Below are 15673 nucleotides of genomic sequence, written 5' to 3'. Positions count from 1 at the left end.
CCGGTGCTGCGGACCACGCTGCGCAGCTTCCTCGCGCACAAGGGGCGGCTGCTGCTGTCGGCGCTCGCGGTCACCCTGTCGGTGGCCTTCGTCGCCGGCAGCCTGATCTTCTCGGGCACCGTCAACCGCACGTTCGACCGGCTGTTCGCCTCCACGGCGGCGGATGTCACGGTGGTGCCGAAGTCGGCGTTCGAGGAGTCGGGCGGGCCGATGTCCGGGCAGATCCCGACGCTGCCCGCGCGGCTGCGGGACCGGGTCGCGGCGGTGCCCGGCGTGGCCGACGCCCGGGCCGACGTACGGGTGCAGAACATCACCGCGGTGAACGCCCGGAACGAGCCGGTCGGACCGACCACCGGCGCCCCCACCGTGGCCACCGACTGGAGCCCCGGCGAACAGCGCCCCGTCGAGCTGACCGGCGGCCACGCCCCGCACGGCCCGCGCGAGGCGCTGATCGACGCGGACACCGCGCGGCGCAAGGACGTGTCCGTCGGCGACACCCTGCGGCTGGTCGCCGCCCCCGGCTCCTTCCGGGTGCGGGTCGTGGGAATCATGACGTTCACGACGACCAACCCGGGCGCGGCGCTGATCGCCCTCGACACGCCGACGGCGCAGAGCCGGCTCCTGGGGAAGGCGGGGGCGGCCACCTCCATCAAGGTCACGGCAAAGGCGGGGACCGGTGACCGGGCGCTGAAGCAGCGCATCGCGGCGGAGCTCGGTCCGCGCTACGACATCCGGACGCGCGGCGAGCAGGCCCGGTCCGCCACCGCCCAGCTGGGCGGCTTCCTGGATGTGATCAAGTACGTGATGCTGGGCTTCGCCGGGGTCGCGGTGCTGGTCGGGATCTTCCTGATCGTCAACACCTTCTCCATGCTGATCGCCCAGCGCACCCGGGAGCTGGGGCTGTTGCGGGCGCTGGGCGCGGACCGCCGGCAGGTGCGCCGTTCGGTGCTCGCGGAGGCCGTTCTGCTCGGCCTGACGGGCTCCACGTTCGGGCTGGTCGGGGGCATCGGTCTGGCGGCCGGGCTGATCGCGCTGATGAGCCTGCTGGGCATGCGGCTGGACGCGGCGGACATGGTGATCCGGTGGACGGCGCCGGTCTCGGCGTACGCGGTGGGCGTGGGGGTCACGTTCGTCGCCGCCTATCTGCCCGCCCGCCGGGCGGCCCGGGTCTCCCCCATGGCGGCGCTCGCCGATGCCGAAGTGGCGGGCGTGGGGCGGCCGTTGCGGATCCGGGCGGTCGCGGGGGCGCTGCTCGGCGCGGCCGGCGCGGCGGCACTGGCGGGCTGCGCGACGGTGACGGAGACGTCGGGGGCGGCGTTCCTGCTGCTGCTCGGGGTCGGGCTGACGCTGGTGGCGATGGTCGTGGCGGGCCCGCTGCTGGTCCGTCCGGTCATCCGGGTGCTGGGGGCGGCGTTCCCCCGGTTCTTCGGGCCGGTGGGGCTGCTGAGCCGGCGCAACGCGCTGCGCAATCCGCGCCGCACCGGGGCGACCGCGGCGGCACTGATGGTGGGGCTCGCCCTGGTCACCGGGCTGTCGGTGGCCGGTGCGTCGATGACCCGGTCCTTCGACCAGCAGATCGACAAGACCCTCGGCTCCGACTTCGTGGTGCAGAACCGCACCTTCCAGCCGTTCCCGGAGGAGATCGCCGAACGGACGCGGGCCGTGCGGGGCGTGGGGCTCGTGGTGCGCCAGCGGTTCGCGCCGATGCGGGTCGAGCTGCCCGGCGGCGGCCGGATCCGGACCTCGGCGGGAGCGTTCGATCCCGGGCTCGACCGGGTCGCGAACGTGGAGTACGCGAGCGGGAACACCGCCGCCGCGCTGGCGCCGGACCGGATCGCGGTCGAGCGCCGGTTCGCCGAGCGGCACGGCATCCACCGGGGCGACGTGCTGGACGTCTCCTTCCGGACGCACCGCACCGCCCGGCTGACGGTGGCCGCGCTCACCGAGCAGGAGACGGCCGAAGGGCTGGGCACCCGGGGCGGCTTCTTCCTGGGCATGGGCACCCTGGAGAAGTACCTGCCCGGCGGCCAGGACTCCGCGCTGTACGTCAATGCCGCGCCGGGCACCGATCCGCCCGTCCTGCGGGAGCGGCTGGCGCGGGCGCTGGAGCCGTTCCCTCAGGTGCAGGCGCGGGACCGGGCCGACTACAAGGACCTGGTCCGCGACCAGATCGCCGTCCTGCTGTACCTGGTGTACGCGCTGCTGGGGCTGGCCATCGTGATCGCGGTGCTCGGGGTGGTGAACACGCTGGCGCTGTCGGTCGTCGAACGCACCCGGGAGATCGGTCTGCTGCGGGCCATCGGACTGTCCCGGCGGCAGCTGCGCCGGATGATCCGCCTGGAGTCGGTGGTGATCGCGGTGTTCGGTGCGGTGCTGGGCCTGGGGCTGGGGCTGGTGTGGGGGCTGGCGATCCAGCAGGTGCTGGCGCTCCAGGGAATGAAGGCGCTCGCCATTCCCTGGACGACGGTCGTGGCGGTGGTGGTCGGTTCCGTGGTGGTCGGGCTCGCCGCGGCACTGCTGCCCGCGCTGCGGGCGTCGAGGATGAACGTCCTGGCGGCCATTGCCCACGAGTGATCGTGCCCACGAGTGATCCGGGCCGGGTTCTGCGCCCGCGGTGCCGACGGTGGCTCCCGGCGGTTGCCGACGGTTGCCGGAAGCCCCGGCGGATCACCGGAATCCGCTTGCCGCCCCGGTCCGCGGGCTGTTGGGATGAAGCGGTGAGTGATCTTCGCATCCGGCCCGCGGCCCTCCCCGACCTCGGCCCCGTCCTGGCCTTCTGGAAGGAGGCCGCGGAGGGCACCAGCATCAGCGACGACCCCGGCGGCCTCGCCCGGCTCATCGACCGCGACCCCGCGTCCCTGCTGCTCGCCGAGCGTGCGGGGGAACTCGTCGGAACGGTGATCGCGGGCTTCGACGGATGGCGCTGCCACCTCTACCGGCTCGCCGTGCACCCGGACCACCGGCGGCGAGGCGTGGCGACGGCGCTGCTCCGGGCGGCCGAGGAGCGCTTCGTCTCCCTGGGCGGCCGACGGGGGGACGCGATGGTGCTCGACGACAATGCGGCCGCCCACCCTGCGTGGCGGGCGGCCGGCTACGGGCCGGAGCCGCAGTGGAGCCGCTGGGTCAAACACCTGGAGAAGTGACCGCAGGCCGGTGCCCGGTGAACGCCCCCACGGACTTTGCCGATCCTTTACCATGGGTGTTCCGCCGCAGCTTCCGGAAAGGTCGTGAGCGTCCGCCCATGGGCGAGCCTCCCTGTCATCACCGTCGCGCATACCGTCATCACCGTCGCGTACATCGCGCCGTCCGCACCTCCCTGCCGGATCATGGGACGGAGGTGACCCGATGACCGAAGTGCTGCTGCTCGCACTGGCTCTGCTCCTGACGCTCGCCTGCGGCGTCTTCGTCGCGGCCGAGTTCTCCCTGACCACCATCGAGCGCAGTGTGCTGGAGCGGGCCGTCGCCGACGGGGAACGCGGGGCGGACAGCGCGCTGCAGGCGGTGCGGACGCTGACGTTCCAGCTCTCCGGCGCCCAGCTCGGGATCACGGTCACCGGTCTGGTCATCGGCATGCTCGCCGAACCGTCCCTCGGCCGGCTGCTCACCGGCCCGCTGGAGGCCATGGGGCTGCCCGCCTCCGCCTCCGCCTCGACCGCGCTGGTCCTGGGCACCGCGATCTCCACCGTGCTGCTGATGGTCGTCGGTGAGCTGGTTCCCAAGAACTGGGCCATCTCCCGCCCGCTGCCCGTCGCCAAGCGGGTCGCCGGCCCGCAGCGCGCCTTCAGCACACTCTTCCGCCCGCTGATCGGCCATCTCAACAACAGTGCGAACCGCCTGGTGCACCGGATGGGGCTGGAGCCCACCGAGGAACTGGTCTCCGCCCGCGGCCCCCAGGAGCTCGTCGCCCTCGCCCGGCACTCCGCGGAGGAGGGGGCGCTGGAGGCGGACACCGCGGAACTCTTCGTCCGGACGCTCACGCTCGCCGATCTGACGGCGGAGAACGTCATGACCCCGCGAGTCCAGGTCGTCGCCCTGGAGGTGCAGGCGACGGCGGAGGACGTCGCGAACGCCACCCGGGCGACCGGCCTGTCCCGCTTCCCGGTCTACCGGGGCAGCCTGGACACGGTCGTCGGCATCGCGCACCTCAAGGACGTGCTGGCCGTTCCCGCCGGCCGGCGCCCGCGGCACCCGGTCTCCGAGGTCCTGCGCGAGCCCCTGCTCGTACCGGAGTCGCTGCCGGTGGACCGGCTGCTGGACCAGCTCTCCGGCAAGCAGGGCATGGCCGTCGTCATCGACGAGTACGGCGGCACGGCCGGCGTGGTCACCCTGGAGGACATCGTCGAGGAGGTCGTCGGCGAGGTCCGCGACGAGCACGACCCGCTGGAGACCCCGGATCTGGCGCCGGCCGGCACCGACGAGGAGGGCCGCGCGGTGTACGACGCCGACGGCGCGGCCCGCGTCGACCAGGTGCGGGCCATCGGACTGCGCGCCCCGGAGGGGCCGTACGAGACGCTGGCCGGGCTGGTGGCGACCGAGCTGGGCCGGATCCCGGTGGCCGGTGACGCCGTGGAGGTCGTCGGGTGGCGGATCGGCGTGGTGGACGCCACCGGCCGCCGGGCGGCCCGGGTCCGGCTGCACGCCCCCCTCCCCGACAGCGACGGCGACAGCCCCGAGGAGGCCGGCCGATGACCGCGCTCCAGATCTTCATCGGCCTGCTGACGCTGGTCGCCAACGCCTTCTTCGTGGGGGCCGAGTTCGCGATGATCTCGGTCCGGCGCAGCCAGGTGGAGCCGCTCGCCGACGAGGGCGACCGGCGGGCGCGCAGTGTGCTGTGGGGCCTGCAGCACGTCTCGGCGCTGCTGGCGGCGGCCCAGCTCGGCATCACGCTGTGCACCCTGGTGCTGGGTGTGGTCGCCGAGCCCGCGATCGCCCATCTGCTGGCCCCGCTGTTCGACGCCGTCGGCGTGGCGCACGGGCTGGTCCACCCCGTCTCGTTCGTCATCGCGCTCACCGCCGCGACGTATCTGCACATGCTCTTCGGCGAGATGGTCCCGAAGAACGTGGCGCTGGCCGAGCCGGTCCGCTCGGCGCTGCTGCTCGGCCCGCCCATGGTGGCGCTGGCCCGGGCCCTGCGGCCGGTGATCTTCACGATCAACAGCTTCGCCAACACCTTGCTGAAGCTGCTGCGGGTGCAGCCGAAGGACGAGGTGCCCGCCTCGTTCTCGGACGACGAGCTGGCGCGGATGGTGGCCGACTCCAGCGCGGCGGGCCTGCTGGACGACCGCTCCACCGAGCGCCTCCGGGACGTTCTGGAACTGGGGCGCCGCCCGGTGGGCGAGGTCGTGCTGCCGGTGGAGCGGGTGGTCTCGGCGTCACTGGGTGTCACGCCCGAGGAGCTGGAGCGGCTCTGCTCCGAGTCCGGCTTCTCCCGCTTCCCCGTCACCGACGAGGACGGCCGGATTCTCGGCTACCTGCACGTCAAGGACGCGCTGGACGCGCGGCAGCGGGATGTGCCGTTCGCACCGCCGGCCATGCGCCCGATCGCCCGGGTGAAGGCGTCGACCCCGCTGGACGACGTGCTGGCCGCGATGCGGGGCAGCGGGACCCATCTGGCGGCGGTGATCGGTGAGCACGGGCGCCCCGTCGGCCTGGTCACCATGGAGGACGTGCTGCGGGAACTGGTGGGCCGGGCGCCGTCCGCCTGAGCGGCGGGCGTCATCGGGAGCGTGGAGCGACGGCCTGGACCGGCGGAACACCGACGCTGCATCGAGGTGGGCCGGCGGGGCTGTTGCCGGGGTGGGGCGAGCCCTGCGGCCTGGCCGGTGGGGACGGGGGTGGCCGTCCGGGAGCGGGCGGGGTCAGCCCAGCTCGAACCAGACGGACTTGCCGCGCGCGGTCTGCTCCACGCCCCAGTTGTGGGAGAGCAGATGGACGAGCTCCAGCCCGCGGCCGTTCTCGTCCTCCGGTGCGGCGGAGCGCAGCAGCGGCGGACGGGTGCTGCCGTCCGTCACATGGCAGCGCAGGATGTTCCGGTGTTCGACGCGGAGGTGCAGCGGCCCGCCGGCGTGCAGCAGTGCGTTGCCCACCAATTCGCTGACCAGGAGCTCCGCGGTGTGGGTGTGGTGTTCGAGGTCCCAGTCGGCGAGGATCTCGCGGACCGCGACGCGGGCCCGGCGGCAGGCGGCCGGGCTGGAGGGAAGCTGCCAGGGGCCCGCGGTGCGGCTGTCCGGGCTCGGATTGCCGACCAGCCAGGGCGGACCCTCGGGTATGTGCGGGAGGGCATCCTCCGGGTGCCCGGGGTGTTGCGCGTGGTGCATGAGCTCTCTCCACTACGGCAAGGGGCGGCCGGCTCCCTGAGGGGCCGGCCCGGCGGTGACCGCCTGGGCAATCCTCCGTCTCCGGGGAAAACGATCATTTGGCGCTCGACTGCCGCGCAAAACCCTAATTCGGCTTTACCGCGAAGTAAAGTGGCATTCATGATCGTTCGCCCGACCGACGAGAGCATGCTCGCCGCGGCCTCCGCGGTATTCGCCGACATCGGTTTCCACACGGCCACGATGGAGGACATCGCCACCCGCGCGGGGACGACCAAGCCCACCCTGTATTCCCATTTCGGCAGCAAGGACGATCTCTACCGGCACTGCGGCGAGCGCGCCGCCGAAACACTCGGCCGGCGGCTCTCCCAGGCCTATGCGTCGGCCGAGCCGACGCTGGAGCAGCAGGTCCGCGCGGGCACCCTGACCCTCTTCGGGTACGCCACCGAGCACGCGGCCGACTTCCGGCTGCTCTTCGGCGCCGACCCGGTGGGGACGATCACGGTGTCCCGGAAGCGCCTGATGGACACGGCCGCACAGGAGATCGCCGGGCGCATCCGGGATTTCACCGACCGTCACGGCAGCCGGAGATGGGGACCAAGCGCGGAATTGTGCGCGACTCTGATCGTCGGTCTGACGGTCGAGGGCGCCCGGTACGCATTGCTGACCGATTCCCTGGATGTGGCGTCCGGCGCGGAATTCGCGAGCGCTTTCACCGTGGCAGCCCTCCGGAACATCGATTCCGGCCCGGCCGAGAAAATCGACGATCAGCAGCCGGGACCGGAATCCTCATGAGGCCGCGCCGCCGGACACGGGCCGTCGGCCGCGTCATTCTCCGGCGCGTTTCCGCGAGTTGACACGATTGCGCCCCGCGCGGGTTGGGGTCCTCCCTCGCCGGGTGTTGCCCTGCGCGGCGCGTCCTCGGCCCTGCACAGGACCCGCCGACCCCGCGCAGGGCCCCTCGGTCTCACGCAGGGCCCGCGGCCTCCGGCCGGGAGCCGGTCCCGGTGCCATACGGCGTACATGACGGGAGTAGGATCCTTCCGCCATGCAGATCAATGCCCCATACACCAGTCTTGTCGCCCTGGGCGACTCCTTCACCGAAGGCATGTCGGACGCGCTGCCGGACGGCACGTACCGCGGCTGGGCCGACCTCCTCGCCGCGCGGCTGGCCGCGCGTACGCCCGGCTTCCGGTACGCCAACCTCGCGGTCCGCGGCAAGCTCATCGGGCAGATCGCCGACGAGCAGGTGGAGCCGGCGGCACTGATGGGAGCCGACGTGATCACCCTCGTGGGCGGACTCAACGACACGCTGCGCCCGAAGTGCGACATCGGCCTGGTCTGCGCCCGGCTGGAGGAGGCCGTGACCCGGCTCGCGCCGAGCTGCCGTCAGCTCGTCCTGATGCGCAGCCCCGCCCGGCGCGGCCCGGTGGCCACCCGGTTCCGGCCGCGGATGGAGCAGCTGTTCGCGTTCATCGACGACGTGGCGACGCGCCACGGCGCACGGGTGGTGGACCTGTACGGCTCGGCCGCACTGGGCGACCCACGGCTGTGGGCCGACGACCGGCTGCATCTGAACGCCGAGGGACACCGGCGGGTGGCCGAGGCCGTCTGGCAGACCCTGGGGCACCCGGCGGAGGAGGACTGGACGGTGCCGCCGCCGGCCGCTCCCCCGGCCGGCTGGTTCGTCCGGCGGGCGGGCGACGCCCGGTTCGCCCGCGAGCACCTCGTGCCCTGGATCGGACGGCGCCTGACCGGCCGGTCGTCCGGGGACGGGCTGCCGCCCAAGCGCGCGGAGCTGCTGCCCTACGAGGCATGACCCGGGACGGCAGCCCGCGGGCCGGACGCCGAAGAGGAGCGGCGGACGGCGGACGGCGGACGGCGGACGGCGGACGGCGGACGGCGGACGGCGGACGGCGGGACCGTGTCACCCGGCGTGACCTGGGGGAACCCGGTCAGCTTCGTAGGTACGCACAAGACCCGGGACGGCGACGGGTCGGAGCTGTCGCCCAGGCCGGGGCTCTGGCCTGGGCCGACGCCCAGTAGACTCAGGCCACGTGACCTCCAAGCCCCGCATTCCGAACGTCCTGGCCGGCCGCTACGCCTCGGCGGAGCTGGCCCTCCTGTGGTCCCCCGAGTACAAGGTGACGCTGGAGCGGCGGCTCTGGCTCGCCGTCCTCCGCGCGCAGCGGGACCTCGGCATCGAGGTGCCGGAGCAGGCCCTCGCCGACTACGAGCGGGTGCTCGACCAGGTGGACCTGGCCTCGATCGCCGAGCGCGAGAAGGTCACCCGGCACGATGTGAAGGCGCGCATCGAGGAGTTCAACGCGCTCGCCGGACATGAGCACGTCCACAAGGGCATGACCTCCCGCGACCTCACCGAGAACGTGGAGCAGCTGCAGATCCGGCTCTCCCTGGAGCTGGTGCGGGACCGTACGGTGGCGACGCTGGCCCGGCTGGGGAAGCTGGCCGCGGACCACGCCGAGCTGGTGATGGCGGGCCGTTCGCACAACGTCGCCGCCCAGGCCACCACGCTGGGCAAGCGCTTCGCGACCGCCGCGGACGAGCTGCTGGTGGCGTACAGCCGGCTGGAGGACCTGCTCGGCCGGTACCCGCTGCGGGGCGTCAAGGGCCCGGTCGGCACGGCGCAGGACATGCTGGACCTGCTCGGCGGCGACGAGGCGAAGCTGGCGGAGCTGGAGCAGCGGGTCGCCTCCCACCTGGGCTTCGCGCAGGCCTTCACCTCGGTCGGCCAGGTCTACCCGCGGTCCCTGGACTACGACGTGGTGAGCGCGCTGGTGCAGCTCGCCGCCGCGCCCTCCTCGCTGGCGAAGACGGTGCGGCTGATGGCCGGGCACGAGCTGGTGACCGAGGGCTTCAAGCCGGGCCAGGTCGGCTCGTCCGCGATGCCGCACAAGATGAACACCCGGTCCTGCGAGCGCGTCAACGGCCTCGCGGTGATCCTGCGCGGCTACGCCTCGATGACCGGTGAGCTGGCCGGTGACCAGTGGAACGAGGGCGACGTGTCCTGCTCCGTGGTCCGCCGCGTCGCCCTGCCGGACGCCTTCTTCGCCCTCGACGGGCTGCTGGAGACCTTCCTGACGGTGCTCGACGAGTTCGGCGCCTTCCCCGCCGTCGTCGCCCGGGAGCTGGACCGGTACCTGCCGTTCCTGGCGACCACCAAGGTGCTGATGGGGGCCGTGCGGGCGGGCGTCGGCCGGGAGGCCGCGCACGAGGTCATCAAGGAGCACGCGGTCGCCTCCGCGCTCGCCATGCGGGAGAAGGGCGCGGAGCGCAACGAGCTGCTGGACCGGCTCGCCGAGGACGAGCGGATGCCGCTCGACCGGGCACAGCTGGACGCGCTGATGGCCGACCGGCTGTCGTTCACCGGTGCCGCTTCGGCGCAGGTCGCTGCGGTGGTCCGGCGGATCGAGGAGATCGTGAGCACGCACCCGGAGGCCGCGGCGTACGCGCCCGGGGCGATCCTCTGACCCGTCGATGACACCCGAAGAGCTGGAGGCCGCCCGGGACCGCACCATCGAGGATGTGGTCGCGGGCGGTCTGCGGGTGCTGTTCTGCGGGATCAATCCGGGGCTGATGTCGGGGGCGACCGGTCACCACTTCGCCCGCCCGGGCAACCGCTTCTGGCCGGTGCTGCACGCCTCCGGGTTCACGCCGCGGCAGCTGAAGCCCTCCGAGCAGCGGGAACTCCTCACCTACGGGCTGGGGATCACCAATGTCGCGGCGCGGACCACGGCCCGGGCCGACGAGTTGTCGCAGGAGGAGCTGCGCGAGGGCGGCCGGATCCTTCGGGAGAAGGTCCGGCACCACGCGCCGCGCTGGCTCGCCGTGGTCGGCGTGACCGCCTACCGGGTCGCCTTCGACGACCGCACGGCGAAGGTCGGCCCGCAGGAGCGGACGATCGGCGCCACCCGGATCTGGGTGCTGCCCAACCCCAGTGGCCTGAACGCCCATTGGTCGGCGGCGGCGATGGCCGAGGAGTTCGGCAGGCTGCGGGCCGCCGCCTCCCGGGACGATGACGTCACCCCGGATCCCGGCACCGGCACCGGCACCGGCACCGGCACCGGCAGCAGCTGACAGGCCGGTACAGCCGCCCTGACGGCGGGTCGGATCCGGACGAAGCGCTCCGCCGGCCCGGCAGGTATGGACGCCCGAGTTCGGCCTCGGCATGGACCTCCGAGGCCGAACTCGGTAGTGCCTCTGAGGTCGGCCTCGGAACCGGTCGGGCGTCTCAGCCGCCCGGCTCACCACTCGGGGGCACGACCCCGATGTTCCCCTCCCCTATGGCGACGACCAGTTGGAACGGCAGCTCACGGGACTGCTGTCCCACCCCGATGCCGATCCACCGGCCCCCGGTCCGCCAGGCGTGCACCGACGTGACGCACCCGCAGAGCGTCAGCAGCGGCTCCGTCACCGGCTCGCCCGCCACGGAACGCTCCAGGTACACGCCGAGGTCGACATACTCGGGGCTCCCCCAGCGCCGCGAGAGCAGCAGGACCAGGGCCTCGCGCTCCGCCGCGAATTGCTCCCGCGTCTCGATCCACCCCGTGCCGTCGTCCTCCCAGAAGTCGTGACTGCGGCGGAGTTCGGCCAGGTGGAAGCCGGGGCCGCCGACGGTTCCACCGTGCCGGCCGGGCGTCCGATGCCCGGGGAAGGGCTCTCGTCGCAGGCGGTCGATCGTGGCGAGCTGCTCCGCGGTGGTCATACCGTCAGTGAACCCCGGGGGTCTGACAATTGGGGCGGCGTCGGGCGCCGCGGGGCCGGCATCCGCTGTCCCGCCCGGGCCGCGACCGGGGGCGGGTGCGCGACCGGGGGCGGGTGCGCGACCGGGGGCGGGTGCGAGTGGGCGTCCTGGGTCGGGTCACTGGGTGCGGGGACCGGTACGTCCGGGGCCGGGGCCTCCGGGGTGGGGGTTCCGGGAACGTATATTTACGGGCCCTGGGGGCCCACAAATACACGGCAGCTTCCCGGAACCCCCACCCCTGCGGCCCCGTCCCCTCCCGCCGGTGGCCATCCTCAGAGGCATCGGCCGCTGGGGGCGGGGTCCTGCGGCCCGGCGGGTCAGTGGGCCGGTGCGTCAGTGGCAAGGTGGCCCGGTGGGTTGCCGAGAGGCTGCGGACGACCGGCGGGATGCAGGAGAGGGCCGGGGGGCGCTCGCTGCCGTCCGGACGCCGGTTCCCCTGCCGGAGCGTTCCGGCTCCCCCTGGCGGGGGAAGTGCGGGCGGCCCGCGCTTGGCACGATGTGGCGCATGCCCGCCTTTCTGCTGCCCCTCACCCGCACGGTCACCTACACCCGTTGGCTGCACCTGCTGGTGGGCGCGCTGTTCGCAGTGGTGGTCGGCTTCGTCTACCCGGGGCTGAACGGCGCCCATCCGCACCAGTGGCTGCTGCTCCCGCTGGTGCCGGTGCCGCTGCTGGCCCTGGCGGCCCTGGTGCCGGCGACCCGGCTGGCCGAGGGGGTGCAGGCACAGGTGATGCTGCTGCCGGGGCGGCACGCGCGGCACCGGGAGGCCGATGCGGGGCCGGCCGTCGCCGCCGCGCCCTCCGCGTCCTGGGGCGACCGGGGGCGGACCGCTCTCTGGCTGGTGCTGCGGCTCGAAGTGGGCCTTCTGCTGGCCTTCGGCTCCGTGCAGTTGCCGGGGCTGACGATCGCTCTGCTCACCTCGGCCGCAGGCGGGGACGGGGGCGGCAGTGGTCCCGTCCCGGCAGTGGACGGGCACCACTGGTGGTACGCACTGCTGGCGCCGCTGCCGCTCGCCGTCCTCGCGGTGTGCGTCGTGGCGCTGGGCGGACTGATGACCGCTGCCGCCCGGCGGCTGCTCGGCCCCTCGCCCGCCGAACGGCTGGCCGCGCTGGAGGAACGCACGGAACGGCTGCTGGAGCACAACCGTCTCGCCCGCGAACTGCACGACTCCATCGGGCACGCGCTGACCGTGGCCGTGGTGCAGGCAGGTGCCGCCCGGGCCGCGGGCTCCCCGGAGTTCACCGACCGCGCGCTGGCCGCCGTCGAGGAGACCGGGCGGCACGCGCTGGAGGACCTGGAGCGGGTACTGCGGCTGCTGCGGGAGGACTCCGGGCGGCGTGCGGCGGACCGGCCCACGCTGGGCGACGCGGGACGGCTCCTGGAGTCGGCGCGGGCCTCGGGTGCCGCGGTGACCTGCGAGGTGACGGGTGCGGCGGCGGACGTTCCGGGCCCGGTCTCCCGGGAGGGCTACCGGATCGTGCAGGAGGCGCTGACCAACGCGCTGCGGCACGGCGGTCCTACGGTGCGGATAACGGTGCGGATCGCCGTGTCCGAGCGGCAGGTGGAACTGGAGGTGCGCAATCCGGTGGACTCGGGAGCGTCCGGCCGGGAAGCGGCCACAGGGCAGGGTGGTACCGCGGGGCGGGGCCTGCGCGGAATCCGCGAACGGGCCGCGCTGCTGGGCGGTTCGGCTCGGACCGGGCCCTGCGCGGACGGCTGGCGGGTGCGCGCCCGGCTGCCCTTTGACCACATAGGGTGACCCCATGCCCATCACTGTCCTGCTCGTCGACGACGAGCCGCTCGTACGGGCCGGGTTGCGCGCGATCCTCGATGCCCAGCCCGACATCGCGGTGGTGGGCGAGGCCGCGGACGGAGCGGCGGTGCTGCCGCTGGTGCGCAGCCTGCGGCCCGATGTGGTCGCGATGGACGTGCGGATGCCGCTGCTCGACGGGATCGAGGCGACCCGCTCCGTGCTGCGCGGCGTGCCCGCGCCCCCGAAGATCCTGGTCGTCACGACCTTCGAGAACGACGAGTACGTCTACGACGCCCTGCGCGCCGGCGCCGACGGCTTCCTGCTCAAGCGGGCGCACCCGTCGGAAATCGTGCACGCGGTACGGCTGGTGGCGCAGGGCGAGTCGCTGCTCTTCCCGACCGCGCTGCGCGCCATGGCGGCGTCCCGCGGCAACCCGCGGGCCCGGGAGGCGATGGAGCGGGCCGCGCTGACCGGGCGGGAGGGCGAGGTGCTGCGGCTGATGGCCCGGGGGCTGTCGAACGCCGAGATCGCGGCGGAGTTGGTGCTGGGCACCGAGACGGTCAAGTCCCATGTCAGCGCCGTTCTGGCCAAGTTGGGGGCCCGGGACCGCACCCAGGCGGTGATCGCCGCGTACGAATCGGGCTTCGTGCACCCCGGATGACCTCCGGCCTCGCTCCCGGCCGCGGCGACGCCGGGGGCGGAACGCGCGCAGGAGCTCCCGTCGGTCCCGTGCGTGTCAGGGCGCTCGCCGCGCCGACTCGGCAGCGGCTACGATCCCGGCACATCTCAAAGGTCCGGTACACAGGCCCTGCGCCTCGTACAGGCTTGGCACAACCCACAGGAGGGAGGCCCGCGTTGGGGCGTCTCACCGGCGGTGATCCTTCCCTGCTGCGCCGTATCAACTCCGCGGTGGTGCTGCACGCGCTGCGGGACGGCGAGCCGGCCACCCTGGCCGACCTGGCCCGGCTCACGGGTCTGTCCCGGCCGACCGTCGAAGGGGTGGTCGACGGGCTCACCGGCACCGGCCTGGTGACGGAGGCGGCTCCCCCGGAGCAGCCGGTGCGCCGTCAGGGGCGGCCCGCCCGGCGCTTCCGCTTCCACGCGGAGGCCGGCCACCTGCTGGGCATCGAGATCGGCCCGCGCCGGGTCGCGGCGCTGCTGGCGGATCTGAGCGGCCGGGTGACCGGCTCGGCGGTGCGCGAGGTTCCGGTCTCCGCACCGGCCGAGGAGCGCCTCGCGCAGGTCCGGGCGACCGTGTCCGGTCTGCTGCGCCGCGCCGGAGTGCCCCGGGGCTCGCTGCGGGCGGTGGGCGTGGGCTCGCCCGGAATCGTGGAGTCCGGCGGCGGCGTGCGGCTGTGCACCGCGCTCCCCGGCTGGACGGGGCTGCCGCTCGGGCGGCGGCTGCGGCGGTCCTTCCGCTGCCCGGTGCTGGTGGAGAACGACGCCAACGCGGCCGCGGTCGCCGAGCACTGGCAGGGTGCCGGTACCGGCACCGACGATCTGGTGTTCGTGCTCGCCGGGCTCAGCCCGGGCGCGGGGTCGCTCATCGGCGGTCGGCTGCACCGCGGCCACGGAGGTGCGGCGGGAGAGATCGGGGCGCTGCACCTGCTCGGCCGGGAGGCCGCTCCGGAAGAGGTGCTGTCGACCACCGGGAGGCCGCTCCCCCCGCTCGACGAGAGCGCGGTGGCGCGGGTGTTCGAGCGTGCGGCGGCGGGGGACGCGCGCGCCCGGGAGGCCGTGGAACGGTTCCTCCGGCGGCTGGTCCACGATGTGGCGGCGCTGGTCCTGGCGCTCGACCCGGAACGGGTGGTGGTCGGCGGCTGGGCGGCCGGCCTCGACGGTGTGCTGGAGCCGCTCCGCCGCGAACTGGGCCGCTACTGCCTTCGGCCCCCGCAGGTCGCACTGTCGCGACTGGGAGAGGCGGCGGTGGCGACAGGCGCGCTGCGGCTGGCCCTGGACCATGTCGAGGAAGAGCTCTTCGCGGTGCAGGCACCGGTGGCCGCGGAGTCCTGACCCTGCGGGGGCGCCCGCCCCGTCGAGGACGGCCGTCAGGACGCGCAGCGGTCCTCGTCCGTGTCGGCGATCTCCACCGATCCGGTCCGGCCGAAGGTGAGCCGGCAGGTGTCGGCCCGGTACGTCGCCACGGCCACCGCCACGGTCCGGCCGGCCGCGAAGCAGCGGGTGGTGAGGACGAGCACGGGCGCGCCCGGCAGCCGGTCCAGCACCTTCGCCTCCTCGGCCCCGGCCGAGCCCAGCTCCACCGCCCGTTCCTGGCCCTCCAGGGCGTGGCTGCGCAGGTCCCGCAGAACCGCGCGGGCCCGTGCCGCTCCGGTGAGGCCGCCGGTGGCGGTGTGCTGCTGCACCGGCCCGGGCGGGACGTAGAGGAGTTCGGCCGCGACCGGCTGCCCCTGCGTCACCCGGTTGCGCCGCACGATGTGCACCTGCTCCCCGGGACCGGTGCCGAGCATCCGGGCCACGGCGGACGGCGGTGCGGCGTCCGTGCAGTCGACGGGCTGCCAGGCGTCATCGGTGTCCGCACCCGGCCAGGTGTGCTCCTCGGGGCCGACCGCCACCCCCACCCGGGGCGGCGCCACAGTGGTGCCGACACCGCGCCGCCGCTGCAGCCGGCCGTCGAGTTCGAGCTGTTCCAGGGCCTGGCGCAGGGTGGCCCGGGCGACTCCGAACCGGGCCGCCAGCTCCCGCTCGTTGGGCAGCACCTCGCCCACCGCGAACTCCGAGTCCAGCGCCTCGCTGAGCACCGTCCTCAGGTGCCAGTACTTCGGCTCCGGCACGGATGCGAGCTGCGTCGTCCCCACCCTGGCCCTCCGCCATCCCTGTCGC

14 protein-coding genes are annotated in these 15673 nt (G+C 74.0%); 11 read left to right on the top strand and 3 right to left on the bottom strand.

Annotated elements, in window-relative coordinates; all coding sequences use genetic code 11:
* Positions 1 to 3 precede the first annotated feature (3 nt).
* From AC3EQ1_RS13225 to AC3EQ1_RS13210, 4 genes are all read left to right on the top strand, one after another.
* The gene (locus tag AC3EQ1_RS13225; RefSeq protein WP_432094509.1) at positions 4 to 2574 is read left to right on the top strand and encodes an ABC transporter permease; all 2571 of its coding nucleotides are present in this window, start codon (positions 4 to 6) and stop codon (positions 2572 to 2574) included.
* Positions 2575 to 2717: 143 nt separating this feature from the next.
* On the top strand, positions 2718 to 3143 hold the full coding sequence (locus tag AC3EQ1_RS13220) for a GNAT family N-acetyltransferase (RefSeq protein WP_432094508.1): 426 nt from the start codon (positions 2718 to 2720) through the stop codon (positions 3141 to 3143).
* A 202-nt stretch (positions 3144 to 3345) separates the two neighbouring features.
* Entirely contained in the window at positions 3346 to 4689 is a 1344-nt protein-coding gene (locus tag AC3EQ1_RS13215) for a hemolysin family protein (RefSeq protein WP_432094507.1), read from the top strand.
* Positions 4686 to 5705 (top strand): hemolysin family protein, encoded by a 1020-nt coding sequence (locus AC3EQ1_RS13210; protein WP_432094506.1) that lies wholly within the window; start codon positions 4686 to 4688, stop codon positions 5703 to 5705. The genes AC3EQ1_RS13215 and AC3EQ1_RS13210 overlap by 4 nt, the downstream gene beginning before the upstream one ends.
* Positions 5706 to 5858: 153 nt before the next feature.
* Here the strand turns inward: AC3EQ1_RS13210 and AC3EQ1_RS13205 are convergent, their stop codons facing one another.
* Positions 5859 to 6317, bottom strand: a complete 459-nt coding sequence (locus tag AC3EQ1_RS13205; RefSeq protein WP_432094505.1) for an ATP-binding protein — start codon at positions 6315 to 6317, stop codon at positions 5859 to 5861.
* 159 nt (positions 6318 to 6476) lie between these two features.
* On the opposite strand from AC3EQ1_RS13205, the gene AC3EQ1_RS13200 reads away from it, so the two are divergent.
* The 4 genes from AC3EQ1_RS13200 (at position 6477) to mug (ending at position 10412) form a co-directional block, all read left to right on the top strand.
* The gene (locus AC3EQ1_RS13200) at positions 6477 to 7109 is read left to right on the top strand and encodes a TetR/AcrR family transcriptional regulator (RefSeq protein ID WP_432094504.1); all 633 of its coding nucleotides are present in this window, start codon (positions 6477 to 6479) and stop codon (positions 7107 to 7109) included.
* A 253-nt stretch (positions 7110 to 7362) separates the two neighbouring features.
* The gene (locus AC3EQ1_RS13195; RefSeq protein WP_432094503.1) at positions 7363 to 8133 is read left to right on the top strand and encodes an SGNH/GDSL hydrolase family protein; all 771 of its coding nucleotides are present in this window, start codon (positions 7363 to 7365) and stop codon (positions 8131 to 8133) included.
* A gap of 238 nt (positions 8134 to 8371) precedes the next feature.
* On the top strand, positions 8372 to 9805 hold the full coding sequence (gene purB / locus AC3EQ1_RS13190) for an adenylosuccinate lyase (RefSeq protein ID WP_432094502.1): 1434 nt from the start codon (positions 8372 to 8374) through the stop codon (positions 9803 to 9805).
* A 7-nt stretch (positions 9806 to 9812) separates the two neighbouring features.
* Positions 9813 to 10412, top strand: coding sequence for a G/U mismatch-specific DNA glycosylase (mug, locus tag AC3EQ1_RS13185; RefSeq protein WP_432094501.1), 600 nt, complete (start codon positions 9813 to 9815; stop codon positions 10410 to 10412).
* A 154-nt stretch (positions 10413 to 10566) separates the two neighbouring features.
* On the opposite strand, the gene AC3EQ1_RS13180 is transcribed toward mug, so the two are convergent.
* A complete protein-coding gene (locus AC3EQ1_RS13180) occupies positions 10567 to 11040 on the bottom strand; it encodes a hypothetical protein (RefSeq protein WP_432094500.1) in 474 nt (157 codons plus the stop codon).
* Between the two features lie 544 nt (positions 11041 to 11584).
* Between AC3EQ1_RS13180 and AC3EQ1_RS13175 the strand changes: the two genes are divergently transcribed.
* From AC3EQ1_RS13175 to AC3EQ1_RS13165, 3 genes are all read left to right on the top strand, one after another.
* Positions 11585 to 12838: a sensor histidine kinase gene (locus AC3EQ1_RS13175; protein ID WP_432094499.1), complete on the top strand. Its 1254-nt coding sequence runs from the start codon at positions 11585 to 11587 to the stop codon at positions 12836 to 12838.
* Between the two features lie 4 nt (positions 12839 to 12842).
* Positions 12843 to 13493, top strand: a complete 651-nt coding sequence (locus tag AC3EQ1_RS13170) for a response regulator (RefSeq protein ID WP_432094498.1) — start codon at positions 12843 to 12845, stop codon at positions 13491 to 13493.
* 194 nt (positions 13494 to 13687) lie between these two features.
* Positions 13688 to 14845, top strand: coding sequence for an ROK family transcriptional regulator (locus AC3EQ1_RS13165; RefSeq protein WP_432094497.1), 1158 nt, complete (start codon positions 13688 to 13690; stop codon positions 14843 to 14845).
* Between the two features lie 35 nt (positions 14846 to 14880).
* Here AC3EQ1_RS13165 and AC3EQ1_RS13160 read toward each other — a convergent pair whose 3' ends face one another.
* A complete protein-coding gene (locus AC3EQ1_RS13160) occupies positions 14881 to 15648 on the bottom strand; it encodes a GntR family transcriptional regulator (RefSeq protein ID WP_432094496.1) in 768 nt (255 codons plus the stop codon).
* Between the last annotated feature and the right edge of the window lie 25 nt (positions 15649 to 15673).

The organism is Streptomyces sp. bgisy100, from assembly GCF_057709105.1.
Note: the sequence above shows the minus strand (reverse complement) of the source record. Positions and strands in the feature narration are given on the sequence as shown.